General features: G+C 67.6%; 20 protein-coding genes and 1 riboswitch. Of the genes, 16 read left to right on the top strand and 4 right to left on the bottom strand.

Translation table 11 applies throughout. The features are described 5' to 3' along the window. Positions 1-2: 2 nt before the first annotated feature. From panC to VGM20_11800, 4 genes are read left to right on the top strand one after another with little or no spacing between them, the layout of a single operon-like run. Positions 3-836, top strand: coding sequence for a pantoate--beta-alanine ligase (gene panC, locus VGM20_11815; protein ID HEY4101549.1), 834 nt, complete (start codon positions 3-5; stop codon positions 834-836). Positions 837-851: 15 nt separating this feature from the next. Further along, entirely contained in the window at positions 852-1,220 is a 369-nt protein-coding gene (gene panD, locus VGM20_11810; GenBank protein ID HEY4101548.1) for an aspartate 1-decarboxylase, read from the top strand. Then, entirely contained in the window at positions 1,217-1,777 is a 561-nt protein-coding gene (locus VGM20_11805; protein HEY4101547.1) for a hypothetical protein, read from the top strand. Before panD ends, VGM20_11805 begins: the two co-directional genes overlap by 4 nt. Beyond that, positions 1,774-2,202, top strand: a complete 429-nt coding sequence (locus tag VGM20_11800; GenBank protein ID HEY4101546.1) for a LytR C-terminal domain-containing protein — start codon at positions 1,774-1,776, stop codon at positions 2,200-2,202. Before VGM20_11805 ends, VGM20_11800 begins: the two co-directional genes overlap by 4 nt. Before the next feature lie 7 nt (positions 2,203-2,209). Here the strand turns inward: VGM20_11800 and VGM20_11795 are convergent, their stop codons facing one another. Next, positions 2,210-2,428, bottom strand: coding sequence for a DUF6496 domain-containing protein (locus VGM20_11795; protein ID HEY4101545.1), 219 nt, complete (start codon positions 2,426-2,428; stop codon positions 2,210-2,212). A 135-nt stretch (positions 2,429-2,563) separates the two neighbouring features. Between VGM20_11795 and VGM20_11790 the strand changes: the two genes are divergently transcribed. Further along, positions 2,564-3,004 (top strand): hypothetical protein, encoded by a 441-nt coding sequence (locus VGM20_11790; GenBank protein ID HEY4101544.1) that lies wholly within the window; start codon positions 2,564-2,566, stop codon positions 3,002-3,004. Here VGM20_11790 and VGM20_11785 read toward each other — a convergent pair. After that, positions 2,994-4,277, bottom strand: coding sequence for a DUF4147 domain-containing protein (locus VGM20_11785; GenBank protein ID HEY4101543.1), 1,284 nt, complete (start codon positions 4,275-4,277; stop codon positions 2,994-2,996). The two genes, VGM20_11790 and VGM20_11785, sit on opposite strands and share 11 nt — an antisense overlap. An 82-nt stretch (positions 4,278-4,359) precedes the next feature. On the opposite strand from VGM20_11785, the gene VGM20_11780 reads away from it, so the two are divergent. From VGM20_11780 to VGM20_11760, 5 genes are all read left to right on the top strand, one after another. Further along, a complete protein-coding gene (locus tag VGM20_11780) occupies positions 4,360-5,523 on the top strand; it encodes an aminotransferase class V-fold PLP-dependent enzyme (GenBank protein HEY4101542.1) in 1,164 nt (387 codons plus the stop codon). Continuing rightward, entirely contained in the window at positions 5,523-6,497 is a 975-nt protein-coding gene (locus VGM20_11775) for a D-glycerate dehydrogenase (protein ID HEY4101541.1), read from the top strand. The genes VGM20_11780 and VGM20_11775 overlap by 1 nt, the downstream gene beginning before the upstream one ends. Before the next feature lie 101 nt (positions 6,498-6,598). After that, positions 6,599-6,901: an autorepressor SdpR family transcription factor gene (locus VGM20_11770; GenBank protein HEY4101540.1), complete on the top strand. Its 303-nt coding sequence runs from the start codon at positions 6,599-6,601 to the stop codon at positions 6,899-6,901. Continuing rightward, positions 6,898-7,554, top strand: coding sequence for an SdpI family protein (locus VGM20_11765; protein HEY4101539.1), 657 nt, complete (start codon positions 6,898-6,900; stop codon positions 7,552-7,554). The genes VGM20_11770 and VGM20_11765 overlap by 4 nt, the downstream gene beginning before the upstream one ends. Next, positions 7,554-9,122: an alpha/beta fold hydrolase gene (locus VGM20_11760; protein ID HEY4101538.1), complete on the top strand. Its 1,569-nt coding sequence runs from the start codon at positions 7,554-7,556 to the stop codon at positions 9,120-9,122. Before VGM20_11765 ends, VGM20_11760 begins: the two co-directional genes overlap by 1 nt. 14 nt (positions 9,123-9,136) lie before the next feature. On the opposite strand, the gene crcB is transcribed toward VGM20_11760, so the two are convergent. Further along, positions 9,137-9,541: a fluoride efflux transporter CrcB gene (crcB, locus tag VGM20_11755; protein HEY4101537.1), complete on the bottom strand. Its 405-nt coding sequence runs from the start codon at positions 9,539-9,541 to the stop codon at positions 9,137-9,139. 20 nt (positions 9,542-9,561) lie between these two features. Beyond that, positions 9,562-9,624: riboswitch (Fluoride riboswitch) on the bottom strand. A gap of 33 nt (positions 9,625-9,657) precedes the next feature. Next, positions 9,658-10,731 carry a 23S rRNA (adenine(2503)-C(2))-methyltransferase RlmN gene (gene rlmN, locus VGM20_11750; protein HEY4101536.1) on the bottom strand — a complete coding sequence of 358 codons (1,074 nt, stop codon included), beginning with the start codon at positions 10,729-10,731 and terminating at the stop codon, positions 9,658-9,660. 237 nt (positions 10,732-10,968) lie between these two features. Here rlmN and aspS point away from each other — a divergent pair, with 237 nt between their 5' ends. The 6 genes from aspS to VGM20_11720 are packed head-to-tail and all read left to right on the top strand — an operon-like array spanning position 10,969 to position 17,806. After that, entirely contained in the window at positions 10,969-12,756 is a 1,788-nt protein-coding gene (aspS, locus tag VGM20_11745; protein HEY4101535.1) for an aspartate--tRNA ligase, read from the top strand. Continuing rightward, positions 12,753-13,709: a PhoH family protein gene (locus VGM20_11740; protein HEY4101534.1), complete on the top strand. Its 957-nt coding sequence runs from the start codon at positions 12,753-12,755 to the stop codon at positions 13,707-13,709. The genes aspS and VGM20_11740 overlap by 4 nt, the downstream gene beginning before the upstream one ends. Continuing rightward, the gene (gene ybeY / locus VGM20_11735) at positions 13,709-14,134 is read left to right on the top strand and encodes an rRNA maturation RNase YbeY (protein HEY4101533.1); all 426 of its coding nucleotides are present in this window, start codon (positions 13,709-13,711) and stop codon (positions 14,132-14,134) included. Before VGM20_11740 ends, ybeY begins: the two co-directional genes overlap by 1 nt. Then, on the top strand, positions 14,131-15,291 hold the full coding sequence (locus VGM20_11730) for a hemolysin family protein (protein ID HEY4101532.1): 1,161 nt from the start codon (positions 14,131-14,133) through the stop codon (positions 15,289-15,291). Before ybeY ends, VGM20_11730 begins: the two co-directional genes overlap by 4 nt. Next, positions 15,288-16,472: a CBS domain-containing protein gene (locus VGM20_11725; protein ID HEY4101531.1), complete on the top strand. Its 1,185-nt coding sequence runs from the start codon at positions 15,288-15,290 to the stop codon at positions 16,470-16,472. Before VGM20_11730 ends, VGM20_11725 begins: the two co-directional genes overlap by 4 nt. Continuing rightward, entirely contained in the window at positions 16,469-17,806 is a 1,338-nt protein-coding gene (locus VGM20_11720) for a magnesium transporter (protein HEY4101530.1), read from the top strand. The genes VGM20_11725 and VGM20_11720 overlap by 4 nt, the downstream gene beginning before the upstream one ends. Positions 17,807-17,832 lie beyond the last annotated feature (26 nt).

Below are 17,832 nucleotides of genomic sequence, written 5' to 3'. Positions count from 1 at the left end.
ACGTGCTGCGCTCGATCGCGCAGATCCGCCAGCGGCTCGAGCGCGAACGGCGGCACAACGCCCGTATCGCACTGGTCCCGACGATGGGCGCGCTGCACGAGGGGCATCTTGCCCTGGTCGATGCGGCGCGCCGTCGGGCGGATGTCGTGGTGATGAGCGTCTTCGTCAATCCACTGCAGTTCGGTCCGAACGAAGATCTCGCGCGCTATCCGCGCGATCTTCCGCGCGACCAGGCGCTCGCGGAGGGGCGTGGCGTCGATCTGCTCTTTGCGCCCGAGGCCGGTGAGATGTATCGCGGCGACGGAGGGACGCGCGTCATCGCGGGCGACGCGGCGACCCGATGGGAAGGGGCGATCCGCCCGGGACACTTCGACGGCGTGTTGACCGTGGTCGCCAAGCTCTTCCACATCATCGAGCCCGACGTCGCGATCTTTGGCCAGAAGGACATTCAGCAGGTGACGCTGATCCGGTCGATGGTTCGCGACCTCGATTGTCCGGTCGAGCTCGAGATCGTGGCCACGGTCCGCGAACCTGATGGTCTGGCGATGAGCTCGCGCAACGTCTACCTCTCGGCGACTGAACGCGGCGATGCCCTGGTCCTCTCTCGCGCGCTCGATGCCGCGCAGGCGGCGACCCGGCGCGGCGAGACCGGCGCCGAGCGAATTCGCGGGATCATCGAGGCGGCATTTGCCGCGGTTCCCGCGGTTCGTCCGGACTATATTGCGATCGTCGATCCCGACCGGCTCGCGCCCGTCGATACTGTCCGACCCGGGACGATCGTCGCGGTCGCTGCTCGCGTCGGCGCCACGCGCCTGATCGACAACGCGATCCTCTGAGGCACTTCGACCGACATGCGCCGGCGTCTCCTGAAATCGAAGATCCATCGTGCCACCATCACGTCGACCGATCTCTCGTACGAGGGTTCGCTGACGGTCGACACCGACCTGATGGCGGCTGCGAACCTCGCCGAATACGAAGAGGTGCAAGTCGTCAATGTGAACAACGGCGCGCGATTCTCCACCTACGTGATTCGCGGGCGTCCAGGAACCGGGATGGTGCAGCTGAATGGTGCCGCCGCGCGCCTGGGCATGCCGGGGGATCTCGTCATCGTGATGGCATTCGCCGACGTGGACGAATCGGATGTCTCCGGATTTCGTCCCGCGATCGCGTTCGTTGATTCGGCGAACCGGCTGGATCGCTCAGGAACGACCGACGTGTGACGCACGCCGCCGCGGTGCCGCCGCGCGACGGGCTGCCGCCCTGGGCGATCGTGTCGCCGGTGCGTCGGGCGCACATCGAGCGAGTCGTGGGACTCCTCGGCGAATGGACCGTCGTGATGCGCCTTCCCATCGACGAGGCGGGGAAATGGCTTCGCGCCGGATGGTTGCACGACGCCCTGCGGGACGCGCCCGAGGCGGAGATGCGCCGGTGGGCGCCGGAGGTGGACGGCCCGGTTGAACTGCGTCACGGCCCGGCAGCGGCGGCGCGGGCGGAACTCGAAGGCGAGCAGGATGCGGATGTGCTGAGTGCGGTGCGATGGCATTCGGTCGGGTGGCCTGGGTGGGGCCGCGCCGGACGCGCCCTGTACTGCGCCGATTTTCTTGAGCCTGGCAGGACCTTCGATCGCGCCGGTCGAGCGGATTTGGCGCAGGCATTTCCCGAGCGGCCGGACGCGGTACTTCGCGACGTGGTGCGGCGGCGTCTCGATTATGCCGTCGAGCGCGGCTGGGCGCTGCCGCCCGAGAGCATCGCCTTTCGCCAGATGGTTTGCGGATGACGCGCCGGGTGCTGATCGTGGGCGCGGTCTTCGCCTGCGTGGTGGTAACCGCGGGGTGGATCACCGGGCGCAGGCATCCCGGGGTGGCGGCCCCGCAGACCGACGCCGCGATTCCCGGTGCTTTCCCGCGAGTCACGGTCGAGGTGCTCAACGGGACCAGGACGGCGGGTCTCGCGCTGGCGGCGACGCTCCGGCTACGCCACGAACGACTCGACGTGGTCTACTTCGGCAACGCCGATACCGGGCGCGGCAACCACCTCCACAACACCATCTTCATTCGCCGGGGCGACACCGCCGGCGTGGGCCGGGCGCTCGTCGCACTGGGATCCGCCGACGTGGTATCCGCGCCGGATACCACGCGCATGGTCGACCTGAGTGTGTTGCTCGGTGCCGCCTTCGCGACCGCGGCGGTTTCGCACCATTGAACGGCAATCAGTGCGATTGCGGCGGGACCTTCGCCCCTTTCTTGCGGGCTTCCGACAACCCGATCGCAATCGCCTGCTTCCGGCTGGTGACCTTTCCGCCGTGACCGCCGGGGCCGCTCTTCAGCGTCCCGCGCTTCTCCTTGTGCATGGCCCGCTCCACACTCTTCGAGGCCGCCTTCCCGTATCGGCGGCTTCCACCCGTATGGTGGCTACCTTTCGCTGGCATGACTCCCCCGAGCGTTACGGTGCGACGTTCATTCGTCACACCTGCCCGAAAAGACGACAGGCGCGCGGATTGCCGCACGGGGTCCGCCATGATGAAGCGATGCGCTGGTGTGAAGGAAACGGTGCTGATGTCGTCGTGTCCGTCTGTGATGACCGCTTCCTCGATCGGCACGTGATCTCGAATCCCGCCGCGCGACTCGGCGCCACCCGTGATGCAGTGCTCGTGCTGCACCGCGCGCTGCTAAGCAACGAACGGATCGCCTGGGAGGCGCTCAACGGGCGCGTCGCCGACAATCCGGAGTTCCTGCAGCTGGTGATCCACGATCCGTGGTTCGTATGGCTCCGCCCACTCACCGCACTGATCGCAGCGATGGACGAAGCAATGGCCGAGACCGATCCGAGCCGCGAAGCCGAGTCTCGCGTTCCGGCGCTCCTCGCCACGACACGCGAGCTCCTGCGGCCTGATGACCAGGGTGACGATTTCCAGCAGCGGTACTACGAGTTCGTGCAGCGCTCGCCGGAGGTCGCGGTGGCGCATGGCATGGCAATGAAGGCGCTCACGGCCGCTATGGCGTAGTTCCCAGCACCAGATCGGTGACGTTGGTGCCGGTCGGTCCGGTGCGCATGAGCGCCCCCACCGCATCGAGCGCCGGGTATGCGTCATGTTGTGCGAGATCCTTGCCCGGGTCGCGACCTGCGGCCTCGATCCTCCCCCACGTCTTCCCATCGACGATCGCACCTGCGGCGTCAGTCGGCCCATCGCGCCCGTCGGTGCCGGCCGAGAGCACAATTGCGGCGCGGTCGCGTTGCGCCAGTTCGCTCGCCGCCGCCAGCGCCAGTTCCTGCGCCCGCCCGCCGGTCCCCGCCGCCGCTCCGATGGTGACCGTCGTTTCGCCGCCCCAGATGAAGACCGATTGCGCGTCGGCGCGGGCGTCGAGGGCCATCCCAACTTCACGCCCCATCCTGGACGCGTCGCCACGCAGTCCAGGAGTCATCACCTGTGCCTGCCATCCAAGTTCGCGCGCTGCGTCGGCCGCGGCATCGACCGCCGTCCGATTGCTGGCAACGATCACCGGCTCGACGCCCGCGAGTTCGGAGGCACCAGGCTTGAGCGTTTCGCGGGTCAGGGCACTGCGAACGGCCGGTGTCAGTGCATCCGCCAGATCATGCTCGTCAACGAGCCGGGCGACGTCGTCTCGCGTCCACGCGTCGCCGGTGCACGGGCCGGAGGCGATGCTGCCGAGATCGTCACCTGGCACGTCGGAAATCACCCAGACGTGCAGGTCGCGGCCGGTGAGCGCCGCCGCAAGCCGCCCTGCGCTCCACGCGGTCACGCGCTTGCGAATCGCGTTCATCTCGTTGATGTCGAGACCGGAACTCAGCAGCGCCTTGAATGTCCTGACGACATCGTCCGCGGTGAGCCCCGGCAGCGGACCGGCGATCAGGGCGCTCGCGCCGCCGGAGATCGCGACATGCACCGATGCGCCGCGGGGGATCTGGTCGATCGTCTTGCCGATTGCGGCCGCCGCGGCCGCTGATCGCTCGCCTGGGATCGGGTGATCACCGGTCATCACCCGGAGCGCGCGGTGCGGCGGCGGATGATCCTCGGCGCCGACGATGATCCCGCCGGCAGGCGCCTGGCCGCTGGCGGCGAGCCACGTCGCGATGCCGTTCGCCATCCCGGTCGAGGCCTTTCCTACCGAGATGATCCAGCACGATGAGGTCGGTGCAGCGAGTGACGGAAGCGCCCGGCCAAGCGCGCGCTCCGGCTGCACGGCGCGAATCGCCTCGTCGTAGCACCGACGCAATCGCTGCTCGGGTGTGGATGCCGAGTTGTCTGCACGGAGCAACTGATCCTCCAGCGAATCCCAGGCGTGGTTCTCTTTCGCGCGGTCCGGGTCAATATTAGGGCTTCTCTCTCGTTGACGAATCATGCCAGGACGACACCACCTCTTTGTTCCGGGGCCGAGCAACATCCCCGACCGCATTCTTCGGGCGATGCATCGCGCCTCCGAGGATCACCGCTCGGTCGAGTTTCCCGACCTGGTCCTCCCGTTGCTCGACCAGACCAGAAGGCTCTTCGCGACGGCGACGGGAACAGTGGCGCTCTTTCCGTCGAGCGGCAGCGGCGGCTGGGAGGCGGCGTTGACGAATACGCTTCCGGCAGGATCGCACGTCCTGTTGCCGGGCGCAGGGCAGTTCGCATCGCTCTGGGGGGATGCGGCGCGACGGCTTGGGTATGAGGTCACAACGTTTGCCGATCTCGCATGGGGCGCGCCGCCTCCCCCTGATCGGATTGCCGAGGCACTCAACAGCGATCGCGACCGCCATATCGCGGCGGTCCTGATCGTCCACAACGAGACGTCGACCGGCGTGACCGCCGATCTCCCGGCGATCCGTCGGGCGATCGACAGCACCGGGCATCCCGCGCTCCTCATGTCGGATGGCGTGTCGGCGATCGCGTCGCTCGAATACCAGCACGATGCATGGGGAGTCGACGTTGCCATTACCGGATCGCAAAAGGGGTTGATGCTGCCGGCGGGGCTGGCGCTGCTCGCCCTGTCGCAGCGGGCGCTGGATGCGATCGACCATGGCGCGCCGCGCGCCTACTTCGACCTCAAACCGATGCTGGCGCAAAACCAGACCGGCTATTTTCCCTACACGCCGTCGATTCCGATGCTGTACGGACTTCGCGAATCACTCGCGATGCTCCGTGAAGAAGGATTGCCGGAGGTCTTCGCACGGCATGCACGGCTCGCTGCCGGCGTTCGCGCAGCGGTCGCAGCGTGGAAGCTTTCGATCTGCTGTCGCGAACGCTCCGCAGAATCGAATACGGTGACCACGATCTACACGCCCGACGGCGTCGACGCATCGAAGCTGATCAAGCACGCATTCACCCGCTACAACCTGTCGCTCGGCGGTGGCCTCGGACCGCTCGCCGGGAAGGCGTTCCGAATCGGGCATCTCGGTGATCTGAATGAGGGGATGGTGCTCGGCGCGCTGGGGCTGGTCGAAATGGCGCTCCTCGACTCCGGCGTGAAGCTGGACCCGGGAGCTGGTGTCGCCGCGGCGCAACGCAGCTGGCTGGCCAGCTGATGGCGGCACTCCCGCGCGTCATCGTGACTCGGCGGCTTCCGGGAGCGGTCGAATCGCTGCTTCGCGAACACTTTGACGTGCAGCTCGCACCGCGCGATCAGCCCACCACAGCAGACGATCTGCAGCGAGCGCTCGGCCACGCCGACGGCGTCCTTGCGACGGTGACCGACAAGTTCACCGGAGAAGTGCTTGCGGCGTATCCGCTGCGCACCCGGATCATCGCCAACTTCGGCGTCGGCACCGACAACATCGATCTGGTCGCCGCGCAAGCCCACGAAATCGTCGTGACCAATACGCCGGACGTCCTGACCGACTCGACGGCGGATCTTGCGATCGGACTCATGCTGATGACGCTACGACGCGCCGGCGAAGGGGAGCGGCAGCTTCGCTCGGGGCGATGGCTCGGCTGGAGCCCCACCCATCTCCTGGGAGCGCATCTGACCGGCCGTACACTCGGGATCGTCGGGATGGGTCGGATCGGCCGAGCTGTTGCCCACCGCGCCCACCACGGGTTCGGCATGCGGGTGCTCTGCTTCAATCCGTCGCCGCTCTCGCCCGTCGACCTCGATCAGGTCGGCGCCGAGCCGCGCGCGACGCTGGAGATGTTGCTGGCAGAGGCTGACGTCGTTTCGTTGCACTGCCCGAGTACGGCGGAGACCCGCGGACTGATCAATGCATCGCGGCTGGCTCAGATGAAGCGCGGATCATTCCTGATCAACACGGCGCGAGGCGACATCATCGACGACGACGCCCTCGTCTCCGCGCTCGTTGCGGGCCACATCGCCGGCGCCGGTCTTGATGTCTTTCGCGGGGAGCCGAACGTCGACCGCCGCTTTCTCGGTCTCGACAACGTGGTGCTTCTTCCGCACCTCGGCTCCGCCACGCGCGAGACCCGCGAGGCGATGGGGTTCCTGGCGGCGGAGAATCTGCTGGCGTTCTTCGCCGGGAAGCCGGTGCCGAACCGGGTGGTATAGATGCCGGCTGCCATCAGTCTTCCTTCGAGGATGGGTTCCGGCGCGGTCAGCGGGGGCCGGTGGTTGCGATTATTTAGATGATTGTATAAATATCTCGATCGATGCTCGACCGGACCTTCCGCGCCCTCGCCGACCCGACCCGGCGCCGGATCCTGCAACTGCTTCGAGATGCAGACCTTCCGGCGGGAGAACTCGCCGGGCATTTCGACATGGCGTTCGCCTCGGTGTCGCATCATCTCCAGGTGTTGCGCGACGCCGGGCTGGTGCAGACCCGCCGAGAGGGTCAATTCATCATCTACTCGCTCAATACCACCGTCTTCCAGGACGCGCTCCAGCACATGCTCGACATTTCCGGCCGGACTGACGGGAAGGCACCGCGAACCCGCTCGCGAGGAAAACCATGATCCGAAAGCTCTGGCCGGGGATACTGCTCAACGTGATCGCCTTCGGATTCGGAATGAAGATGCTGCCGCAGCTCCCGGAGCGCGTGGCGAGTCACTGGGACGCGCACGGGCACGTGAACGGATGGATGTCGCGCGGGAGCCTGGTCGTCATGGTACCGATCGTGGCACTGGTCATGGCGGCAGTCCTCTCGATCGCACCGCGTCTCGACCCGAAGCGACGCAACTTCCCGTTGCACGCCGGGTCGTACTGGGTCGTGACCAATGCCGTCCTCGCCTTCCTCGCAGCGGTACAGGTGCTGATCATCGGGTACAACCTTGGCTGGAAGTTCGATTTCGCGTCGCTGCTGGGACTGGGTCTCGGGCTTCTCTTCATCCTGCTGGGCAATGTCCTGACTCGCGTTCGGCCCAACTGGATCTTTGGCATCCGCACGCCATGGACGTTGTCGAGCGATCGGTCCTGGCGGGAGACTCACCGGGTCGGTGGCTATGCGATGGTGGTAACGGGGATCCTCGGCGTGCTGGCTGCGTTCATGATGCCGCGCATCGCAACACAAATCGTCATGGTCGGCGTTGCGGCGAGCGCACTACTGTCAATCGTCTGGAGTTATTTCGTGTGGAAGAACGATCCCGAAGCCGTGGGGAGGGACGCCTGATGCGCCGGATTCTCGCGTTGATATCGACCGTCACATTCGCCGGCCTGGTGGCTGCGCCGCTCGCCGCACAGCAGATCGCTGATCGGGGTGCCTTCATCATGCGAGTCGGCGCCGATACCATCGTCATCGAGCGCTTTGCATGGAGCGCCGACACCGTGCAGGGACAAGTCGCCGTCAAGGGACAGCCGCGCACCGATTACGTCGCGATCACCGGACCGAAGAACACGGTGCGATCGATGACGATTTCGGTGTTCCGCGAAGCCGGCAGCGACACCGCGCCGATGCAGAGAGCGGCTGTCGCGATCCGCGGTGACTCGTTGCTCGTAGACGTCGGGGGACACATCCAGGGATTCCACTCCGCGCCGGGAACACTCCCGCTGCTCAACAACTCCTTTGCCTTCGCGGAACTCTTCACGCGCAAGGCACGCGCCGCGGGCGGCCCGGTCGACGTGCCAGCCTTTGCGCTCGCAGGCGGCGCCACGCTCGGCGTCAAGGTCACGCCGGTCGGGGCCGACTCAATGCTGTTGGTCATTGCGGGTCAGGAAGAACGCCTTCGCGTCGATCCGCACGGGCGAATCCTTGGTGGTACGATACCGGCGCAGCGTCTCGAGGTGCTCCGCGTCGATCCCGCGGCCGCTGCCGTGCTGCATCTCGGACGCACCGATTACTCGGCACCGGCTGGCGCACCGTACACCGCGACCGAAGTGACACTTCCCGGCCCGGCGGGAGTGCTCGGGGGTACGCTCACGATGCCGGCCGGTGCGACCGGGCCGGTCCCCGCAGTGGTGACGATCACGGGAAGCGGGCTGCAGGATCGCGACGAATACATCCCGGTCGCCGGGGGCTACCGTCCGTTTCGCCAGCTTGCCGACACGCTTTCACGCCGTGGCATCGCCGTGCTTCGGCTCGACGACCGGACCGTCGGGCTCTCGGGTGGAACCCCGGGCACCACCGCCGACAACGCCGACGACATCCGCGCGGCAATCACATGGCTGCGCACGCAACGCGGGATCGACGGTACGCGCCTCGCGCTCGTGGGGCACAGCGAAGGCGGCGTGATTGCGCCGATGATCGCGGCGACCGATCCGCAGTTGAAGGGAATTGTGCTGATGGCCGGCACCGCGGTGACCGGGCGCGATGTCATCTACTATCAGCAGCGCAACGCGATCGAAAACGACGCCTCGATTCCTGCCGCGTCACGCGAAACGGATATCCGCGCGGCGGCAACGGCACTCGATTCACTCGCGCGCTCCAATGCGTGGATGCGGTTCTTTCTCGATTACGATCCGGCGATGACGGCTCGCAAGGTGAAAGTCCCGGTGCTGATCCTGCAGGGGATGACCGACCATCAGGTCACGCCCGACCAGGCGGGCAAGCTCGCGACCGCGATCCGGAGCAACGGCAACGCGGATGTCACGGTCCATCTCTTTCCGGGGCTCGACCACCTCTTCGTGCCCGACCCGAGTGGACAACCTGCAGGATATGTCGATCTGAAGAGCGCGCGGGTAACGCCGACAGTCCTCGGCATGATCGCCGACTGGCTCGTCGTGCATATGTCCGCCCATTGAGGGCCTCGCACCCGTCAGCTTGCGATGACGCCTGCCATTGCGCGCGTCGCGGCCATGCCGCACCAGAACGCCGCGAGCCCGAGCACAACGCTTCCTGCGACATACGCTCCGGCTCGCGCCCATAGGCCGTTCTGGATCAGCGCGATCGACTCGTAGCTGAAGGTCGAGAAGGTGGTGAAGCCCCCGCAGAATCCGGTGGTCAGCAGCAACTGCGTCACGGTCGACCGGCCGGCGGTGAGTTGCACCAGCGCGCCGAGCGCCAGGCAGCCGAGAATGTTGACGACGAACGTGCCGACCGGGAAGGCTGCATCGGTGCGGCTCTGCGTCACGATCGTCAGCGCAAATCGTGCGGCACCGCCGACGGCGCTGCCGAGCGCGACTGTCACCAGATAGAGTGGCGTGATCTGTGGCTGCGACATGATCTCTCGTCGGGTACATGATGTACGCAGGAGCTATCAGCCACGATTGGCGGTTGAAGGCGAGCCCCATCACCTGTACCGCAGTCTACCGGACGGCGGCGCCCCCCGGCAAGCGGCTATCCGCCCGCGACGGCTTCGTCGGCGCGCCGTTTCCGTTCGACCGCGACGCGCAGTTGTCCGCAGGCCGCGTCGATGTCGAGGCCGCGACTGCGGCGGACCACTGCCTCGATCCCCCGCGCCGTCAGCGCTCCGCGGAATTCGCGGATCGACGCGGCGCCGGCAGGCACCAGATCAGGATTTCCGCCGGGATGCAGCGGCAGGAGATTCACATGGGCGCCGAGTTTGCGCGCCAGCGACGCCAGCGCAATCGCATCGCGTTCGCGGTCATTCTTTCCTGCAATCAGGACATATTCGAAGGTGATCCGCCGCTCGAAGGTCGCTGCAGCCGCCACGACCTCCGCCAGCGGATACTTCTTCTCGATCGGCATCAGCGCCTGGCGCTCGGCTGCGTGCGGCGAATGCAGCGAGATCGCCAGCCGGAACTGCTCGGGGCGTTTGGCCAGCGCCAGCATCCCCGGCACGATGCCCACCGTCGACACCGTGATGTGCCGAGCGCCGATGCCGAATCCGTCCGGATGATTGAGAATCGTGAGGGCCGCGTCGACCGCGTCCCAGTTGAGCAGCGGTTCTCCCATCCCCATGAAGACGATGTTGGTCGGTTTGTTCGCCGGATCGCGGAGCACCAGCTCACGCACCTGCGCCACGATCTCCCAGGTGGCGAGGTTCCGGCGAAATCCCATCCGTCCGGTGGCGCAGAAGACGCAGCCCAGCGCACACCCCGCCTGTGAGGAAATGCAGAGCGTCCGTCGCCCGGCGGAGGGGATCAGGACCGACTCGATCTGCTCCCCGTCGGCAAGTCCCCAGAGAAATTTCCGGGTCCCGTCCCGCGATTCCTGAGTGACCTCCTCGGCCAGCCGTGGAATCGGGAAGGTCTGATCGAGCGTGGCGCGCAGCGCCTTCGGCAGCTCGGTTGCTCCCTCCCACGAAGCCACCGGTGCGACCCAGAGTCGTCGCAGCAGCTGCGTGACGCGGTATGCCGGCAGCTGCTGCTCGGCGACCCAGGAACTGAGCACGCGGGTGGCTTCGGGTGGGGCCAGGTCGAGAATTGTCTGCTGCGCGGGTGACTTCACCGCCGAAAGATAAGGGTGTCGAGACGTTGCGCTGCACGGCATTCCGGTAACGAAGCTGCAGCGGCCCAGGGCTGCGGTCAGCGGGCTATCCCGTTGTCTGCAGGAAGGTTGGACTGTGCCACCTCACCTCGCATCTGACACCAATCGATCGGTCGGTTTTGTTGCTGGAGGCGCCTGACGACGGTTACTATTTGCGGTTCCACTCCACCTGAGCCGAGCCTGACTGAACCTGCACCTTTGACAGCAGCGACATCTCTCCGCACTCATCGATGTGGTGCCCTTCGCGCCGACCATGTGGGCCAGCAGGTCCGGCTCGGCGGCTGGGTGCATCGCCGGCGTGACCTCGGTGGCATCGTATTCCTCGATCTGCGTGACCGCGACGGGCTGGTCCAGCTTTCGTGCGATCCGGAATGGAGCACGCCGGAGGTGATCGCTGCCGCGGCCGCGGCGTCGCCCGAAACGGTGCTTCTGGTCGACGGTACGGTTGCCGCCCGGCGCGAGCCGGCGCGCGACCCCTCCATGCCGACCCGTGAGGTCGAGGTCCGGGTCACCCGGCTGACGATCATCGGTCCCGCGCGCACGCCGGCGATTCCGGTGGCGCGTCGGGAGGGTGAGGAACTCGCCGCGGAAGAGCTTCGGCTGGAGCACCGGGTGCTCGACCTGCGCCGCGCCGAACTGCAGGGCAACCTGATTCTTCGGCATCGGCTGCTGCAGCGGGCACGCGCCACGCTGACCGAGCTTGGCTTCCTGGAGATCGAGACACCGATTCTCACCAAGCCGACGCCGGAGGGTGCGCGCGACTATCTGGTGCCGAGCCGGGTGCAGCCGCGAGAGTTCTACGCCCTCCCGCAATCGCCGCAGATCTACAAGCAGTTGCTGATGGTCGCGGGATTCGACCGCTACTTCCAGCTGGCGCGCTGCTTCCGCGATGAGGACCTGCGCGCCGATCGCCAGCCCGAGTTCACCCAGATCGACCTCGAAGCCTCGTTCGTCCAGCAGGACGACGTGCTGCCGATCGTTGAGCGCGTTCTCGCCGATCTCTGGCGCGAGGCCGGGCACCAGGTGACGACTCCGTTTCCTCGGATGCGGCACCACGATGCAATGGAGCGCTTCGGTATTGACAAGCCGGACGTTCGGTTCGGCCTCGAGATCGAGGATTTCACGCCGCGCGTCGCGGCCGGCGCCGCCGATTGGGTCCGCGTCGCGCTCGAACCGGGCGGCCGCGTGCGGGGAATCGTGGCGCCGGGGCTCGCCGCGCTGTCGCGCAAGGAGCTCGACGCACTGACCGCGTCGGCCAAGAGCGCGGGCGCCGGCGGGTTGATCTGGATGCGGAAGACCGACGCGGCGTGGGAGGGGCAGGGGCTCAAGGCAATTCCGGCGATCGCAACTGGTCCCGCGGCCGACGCGGTGCCGGCAGGGTCGCTCGTTGTCGCGGTGGCGGGCGCCGATGCCGTCACCTCGCCGGCGCTTCACGCGGTGCGATCGATTCTCGGCCGGCATCCTGCCGTGCCCCGAACTGCGGAGCATTCGTTCACCTGGGTGGTTGATTTCCCGCTCTTCGAGCGCGATCCCGAGAACGGAAGCTGGGTGTTCACCCATCATCCGTTCACGTCTCCACATCCGGATGACCGGGCCTACCTCGACACCGAACCGTGGCGCTGTCGCGCGCTGCATTATGACGCGGTCTACAACGGCAATGAACTCGGCAGCGGCTCGATACGAATCACCGATCCGGCGCTGCAGGCAACGGTCTTCCGCTTTCTTGGCATCGGACCCGACGATCAGCGACGCCGGTTCGGCTTCCTCCTCGACGCCCTCGCGTCGGGTGCGCCGCCCCACGGCGGCTTTGCGCTTGGTTTCGACCGGATCGCGATGCTCCTCGCCGGCGCGACGTCGCTGCGCGATGTCATCGCCTTTCCCAAGACCGCGGGTGCGCGCGCGCTCTTCGAGGGAGCGCCAACTCCGGTGAATCCGGCCGATCTCGCCGCGCTGCATCTTCGCCTGGCAGGCGACGGGACGCCATGAATCCCGAGGACAGTCGGCTGACGCTGCCGGCGGAGGGTGCGGATCCACTCCTCCTGGCCGGTGTCAACGAAACCAACTTCGTCGAGTTGCAACGCGCCCTCGGGGTTCGCGTCTCGCAGCGGGGGGATGCGGTCACGCTCCTCGGCACGGCTGCGCAGGTCGAGCGCGCGGCGCCGGTGGTGCAAGGGTTGATCGATCTCGCCCGCGCTGGTCAGGCTGTGGCCGCCGAAGATGTCTATCGCATGGCGACGAACGGCCATGTCACGGAACTCGGTACCCCCGGTGACGCCGGAAAGATCGTGCTTCCCGGGATCCGTCGCGCGATCGTCGCGAAGACACCCGGCCAGCGCGAATACCTCGATCTGATCGAGGGGCACGACATCGTGATCGGTATCGGGCCCGCGGGGACCGGCAAGACGTACCTCGCGGTGGCAAAGGCGGTCGAGGCGCTGGCGCGCAAACGGGTGAAGCGAATCGTGCTCGCCAGGCCAGCGGTCGAGGCCGGTGAATCACTCGGCTTCCTCCCGGGCGACCTGCAGCAGAAGGTCGACCCCTATCTTCGCCCGCTGTACGACGCGCTGGAGGACATGATGCCCGGCGACAAGGTGCAGCGCGCGCTCGATACCCGTGTCATCGAGATCGCCCCGCTGGCCTACATGCGCGGGCGGACCCTCGCCGACGCGTTCATCATTCTCGACGAGGCGCAGAACGCCACCGGCGCCCAGATGAAGATGTTCCTCACCCGGCTCGGTGTGAACAGCAAGGTCGTCGTCACCGGGGACCGGACGCAGATCGACCTGGTGAGCCGCGAGGATTCGGGGCTGATCCAGATCGAGCGCGTGCTGCCGGGGATCACCGGCATCGCCTTCCACTATCTCACCGAGGTGGACGTGGTCCGGCATCGGCTGGTCCGCGACATCATCCGCGCCTACGCCGACGATCAGGCAGGCTGATGGCCGCCGCGCCGGAGGTGCGCGTCAACGGCGCGCTCGGCGGACTGCCGGTGGGCGCCGTCGACGCCGCGGTCCGCGGTGTCCTCCGCGGTGAACGCCGCCGCGCGACGGTTCACGTGACGTTTGTCGGCAAGCACACCATGCGCGCGCTCAACGCGCGCTATCTTGGCCACCGCGGCGCCACCGACGTGCTATCATTTCCATTACTACAGCCGGACGGTGCCGTGACCGGTGATGTCTATATCTGCCGGTATGCGGCGGCGCGGAACGCGCGCGAGCACGGCGTGCCCGTGCGCCACGAGTTGCTGCGCCTGGTGATTCACGGGACGCTGCACGTGCTGGGGTGGGATCATCCCGACGGGGCGTCGCGGCTGCAAAGCGCGATGTGGCGCCGGCAGGAGCAGTATCTGGCGGCCCTGACGTGACCGAACTGATCCGCGGCCTTCCCGCGCTCGCGGGGCTGGTGATGCTTGCCGCCGCCTTCGTCGCGCTGGCGGCGCAGGGCGATGGTGAACTTGGTGCGCGGGCGCTGGCCCGGGCGCCCGGCGCCGAGCCGATCTCTGCGGCGCGAGCACTGCACATCATGCATCTCACCCTCATGACCGTCGCTGCGGCGCTCGCGGCGACGGGAGTGCGTTGGTGGATGTATCTCGCGCTCACCGCGCTCGTCCGGATCGTCCTCGTCACACTGCTGGTATGGGCCGTGGGCGACCTCGCACCGAGGCTGCTGGCGTCGCTCGCGCCGGAGCTCGTTCCGTACGCGCGCACCATCGCGCTGCGGGCGATGCCGGTGTTCGGGCCGCTGCTGAGGCTCGCCGCTCGCGTCGATCACGGGCCGGCACCCGCGGCGCCGACGCGGCCCGGTGCACCGACGCCGCACGACATGGCCGCCGGTGTCTTCTCACTCGCATCGATGACAGTGTCCGAAGTGATGACGCCGCGCATCGATATCGTCTCGGTCGACCTCTCTGAAAGTGCCGACGACGTGATCGACACGTTGCGGCGGAGTGAGCATGCGCGGCTGCTGGTGCTCGACGGCAATCCGGACGCCGTGATCGGGATGCTGCACGCCAAGGACATGCTGTCCCGCCAGCAGGAGCACGCCGCGACGGCGCGTTGGCAGGAGCTGATCCGCCCGGCGGCGTTCGTGCCCGAGGCGAAACGGCTTGACCGGCAGCTGCGTGACTTTCAGCGCGGCCAGGGGCATCTCGCCGTCGTCGTGGACGAGTTCGGCGGCACGGCGGGGCTTGTCACGCTCGAAGATGTTCTCGAGCAGATCGTCGGCGAGATTCACGACGAGCACGACGTCGACGAAGTGCAGCCGGTGCTCCGCCATGATGATGGTCACTATACGGTGCAGGGAGGGATCCCGCTCGTCGATCTCGAGGCCGAGCTGGAGCACGACTTCGGCCAGCCACAGGTTGCCACGGTCGGCGGTCTGGTTCTCGCCGAGTTCGGGCATGTGCCGAAGATGGGTGAGGCGCGAACGATCGACGGGTGGCGCTTCGTCGCCGATCTCGTGGTGCGGCGGCGCGTGCGACGCGTCACCGTGTGGCCGGTGCCGGCGGAGGTTTCCGAATGAGCTGGCTGCTCCTTCTCCTCGGCCTGGTTCTCGCGTTCGTCAGTTCGGCGGGCGCCGCGGCATTGGTCACCAGTGCGCGCGTGGCATTGGCAGAAGCGATTGCGCGGCGCCTGCGCGGCGCCCAAGAGTCGCTCGCATGGATTGCGGTCACCGAGCGGCAGGTGATGGCTGCCACGTCTGCGGCGTCGTTCGGCGTCGCGCTGGCCGGCGCGGCAATTCCCGGAGTGTTCAGCGATCTGACCGTTGCGGAGCTGGGCGTCGTCGTCGTGCTGATCGGCGTCCCGGTCACGCTGCTCGGTGGATATCTCCTCCCGCGATGGCTGACGTTGCCCCGAGCCGAACGGGTCGTCGAGCAGCTCGGTGCATTGCTGGCAGGGCTCGCCGCCATTCTCGGCTGGGTCCTTCCGGCGAGCGGCACCGATCCGGCTGACGAGATCCGGGCGCTCACGCGGGAAGGGTCGGCGAGTGGCGTCGGCGGCGAGGAGCTGGTGATGGTCGGTGGGGTGATGACCTTCGCGGTCCGCCCGGTCAAGGAGGTCATGACGCCGAGAACCGACGTCGTCGCGATTCCGCAGGACGCGGCGTACGCGGATGTGGAACGCACCTTCGCCGAGAGCGGCTACACCCGCCTTCCGGTCTACGGCGCGACGCTGGATGAAATCGTCGGAATGCTGCACGCGTTCGATCTGTTCAAGCATCAGGCCGGCGACGTGTTGCCGCTCCGTCCCGTCTCGTTTGCGCCCGAGCTTCGACCGGCGGGCGACGCCCTGCTCGACATGCAGCGCGAACGGCAGCACCTGGCGGTGGTCGTCGATGAATTCGGCGGCACTGCCGGGATCGTCACGCTCGACGATCTCCTCGGCGCGCTCGTCGGCGAAATCGCCGACGAGGACGATGCTCCGGTCACCACCATCGCGACCGCTGCGGTGCTCGAGGCGGATGCCGCCATGTCGCCATCCGCGGTCGGCGAGCATTTCGGCATCGAGCTTCCGCGCGGCGAGGCGGTTTCGTTCGTGGGGCTCCTCGCCGAACTGCTCGGGCGCATCCCCGCCACCGGCGAGCGGTTCGCGTTGCGCGGACTCGAGATCGACGTCCTTGCGGCGTCGCCGACCAGGGTCGAACGGGTGCTGGTACGCCGGGACGCAGTCGCGCCGGTCGTCATCGACCGCGTCGGCGGATGACGCGCGCCGTGGTCGACGACGCGCGCGAACTCATCGCCCTGGTCCGGGAACGTCGCTGGTCTGCCGTGCTGCATCGCGCCGGCACACTGGCCGGTGCGGATCTCGCCGATGTCCTCCGATCGCTCCGTGGCGACGACCGCACCGAATTCATCACGCGTCTCCCGCCCGCGCTCGCGGCGCGAGCGATCGCCGAACTGCCGCGCGACGGCGGGGCCGCTGCGCTCCTCGCCGCGCTCGGCGATGAATGTGCCGCGCGCATCGTGGCGCATCTCGAGGACGATGACGCTGCCGACCTGCTCGCCCGGGTCAGTGCGGGTCATCGCGACCGAATCCTCGCGCTGCTGCATCATGCCGCGGATGTTGGTCAGCTCCTGCGCTACGACGCGACGTCTGCGGGCGGCCTGATGACCGCTCGCGTGGTCACCGTCGTCGACAGCGACCGCGTGGCGCTCGCGGTGGAATCGGTTCGCCGACAGGCGGCATCGATCGGCGACCTGACCGAGATCTTCGTGGTGGATGCGCAGCGACGCCTGCGAGGAATCCTCTCGATCAAGGCACTCCTCCTCGCCGAGCCGGTGACCACGGTTCGGGACCACATGGTCCCCGACGAGGCGCATGTCGCGCCTGATGCCGGGCAGGATCAGGTTGTCCGGATGCTGACGCGGTACAACCTGACCAGCGTACCGGTCGTCGATGGCACGGGTCGGCTGCTGGGACGCGTCACGGCCGACGACGTGCGCGATGTCACCGCTGACCAGGTTGCCGCCGACCTGCTCCGTGCCGGCGGCCTGTCCGCGCGCGAGGGGGAGAATCCGTCGTGGCTTGCGGCCGTCCGCGGCCGGCTTCCGTGGCTCTATCTCAACTTGCTGCCGTCGTTCGTCGCTGCCGCGGTCGTCTACTTCTTCGCCGATTCGCTGTTGCGTGCGATCACCCTCGTCGTCTGGATGCCGGTGGTAGCTGGCGCTGGCGGGAGCGCCGGGACCCAGGCGCTCGCCGTAGCTGCACGACGACGAATCCTCAATACGAATCCATCGCCGCGGTGGACGCTGCTCTCTCGCGAGGCAGTGGTGGGCCTGGTCAACGGCGTGGCGATCGGCGCGGTGGTCGCCGGCGTGGCCGTGCTGCTCGGCGAGTCGTGGAAGCTCGGCCTCGTCGTGCTGCTGGCGATGACCGGCAATCTCTGCGCGGCCACCGTGGCGGGCGCGCTGTTGCCGGGCGCGCTGCGCCGCTGGGGACGGGACCGCTGGGAGGCTTCACCGGCGCTGGTGAGCGCACTTGCCGATGCCGTCGGGTTTGCCCTGCTCCTCGGTCTCGCCTCGTTGGTCCTGCTCTGATGTGGCCTGCCCCCGTTCTCGGGCTG

The sequence above is a fragment of the Gemmatimonadales bacterium genome, assembly GCA_036500345.1.
Classification (GTDB): Bacteria; Gemmatimonadota; Gemmatimonadetes; order Gemmatimonadales; family GWC2-71-9; genus Palsa-1233.
Note: the sequence above shows the minus strand (reverse complement) of the source record. Positions and strands in the feature narration are given on the sequence as shown.

Coding starts and splice junctions, on each gene's coding strand:
- panD (HEY4101548.1), top strand. CDS start 852: ATGCGCCGGCGTCTCCTGAAATCGAAGATCCATCGTGCCACCATCACG.
- VGM20_11800 (HEY4101546.1), top strand. CDS start 1,774: ATGACGCGCCGGGTGCTGATCGTGGGCGCGGTCTTCGCCTGCGTGGTG.
- VGM20_11795 (HEY4101545.1), bottom strand. CDS start 2,428: ATGCCAGCGAAAGGTAGCCACCATACGGGTGGAAGCCGCCGATACGGG.
- VGM20_11780 (HEY4101542.1), top strand. CDS start 4,360: ATGCCAGGACGACACCACCTCTTTGTTCCGGGGCCGAGCAACATCCCC.
- VGM20_11775 (HEY4101541.1), top strand. CDS start 5,523: ATGGCGGCACTCCCGCGCGTCATCGTGACTCGGCGGCTTCCGGGAGCG.
- VGM20_11770 (HEY4101540.1), top strand. CDS start 6,599: ATGCTCGACCGGACCTTCCGCGCCCTCGCCGACCCGACCCGGCGCCGG.
- VGM20_11765 (HEY4101539.1), top strand. CDS start 6,898: ATGATCCGAAAGCTCTGGCCGGGGATACTGCTCAACGTGATCGCCTTC.
- VGM20_11760 (HEY4101538.1), top strand. CDS start 7,554: ATGCGCCGGATTCTCGCGTTGATATCGACCGTCACATTCGCCGGCCTG.
- crcB (HEY4101537.1), bottom strand. CDS start 9,541: ATGTCGCAGCCACAGATCACGCCACTCTATCTGGTGACAGTCGCGCTC.
- VGM20_11740 (HEY4101534.1), top strand. CDS start 12,753: ATGAATCCCGAGGACAGTCGGCTGACGCTGCCGGCGGAGGGTGCGGAT.
- ybeY (HEY4101533.1), top strand. CDS start 13,709: ATGGCCGCCGCGCCGGAGGTGCGCGTCAACGGCGCGCTCGGCGGACTG.
- VGM20_11725 (HEY4101531.1), top strand. CDS start 15,288: ATGAGCTGGCTGCTCCTTCTCCTCGGCCTGGTTCTCGCGTTCGTCAGT.
- VGM20_11720 (HEY4101530.1), top strand. CDS start 16,469: ATGACGCGCGCCGTGGTCGACGACGCGCGCGAACTCATCGCCCTGGTC.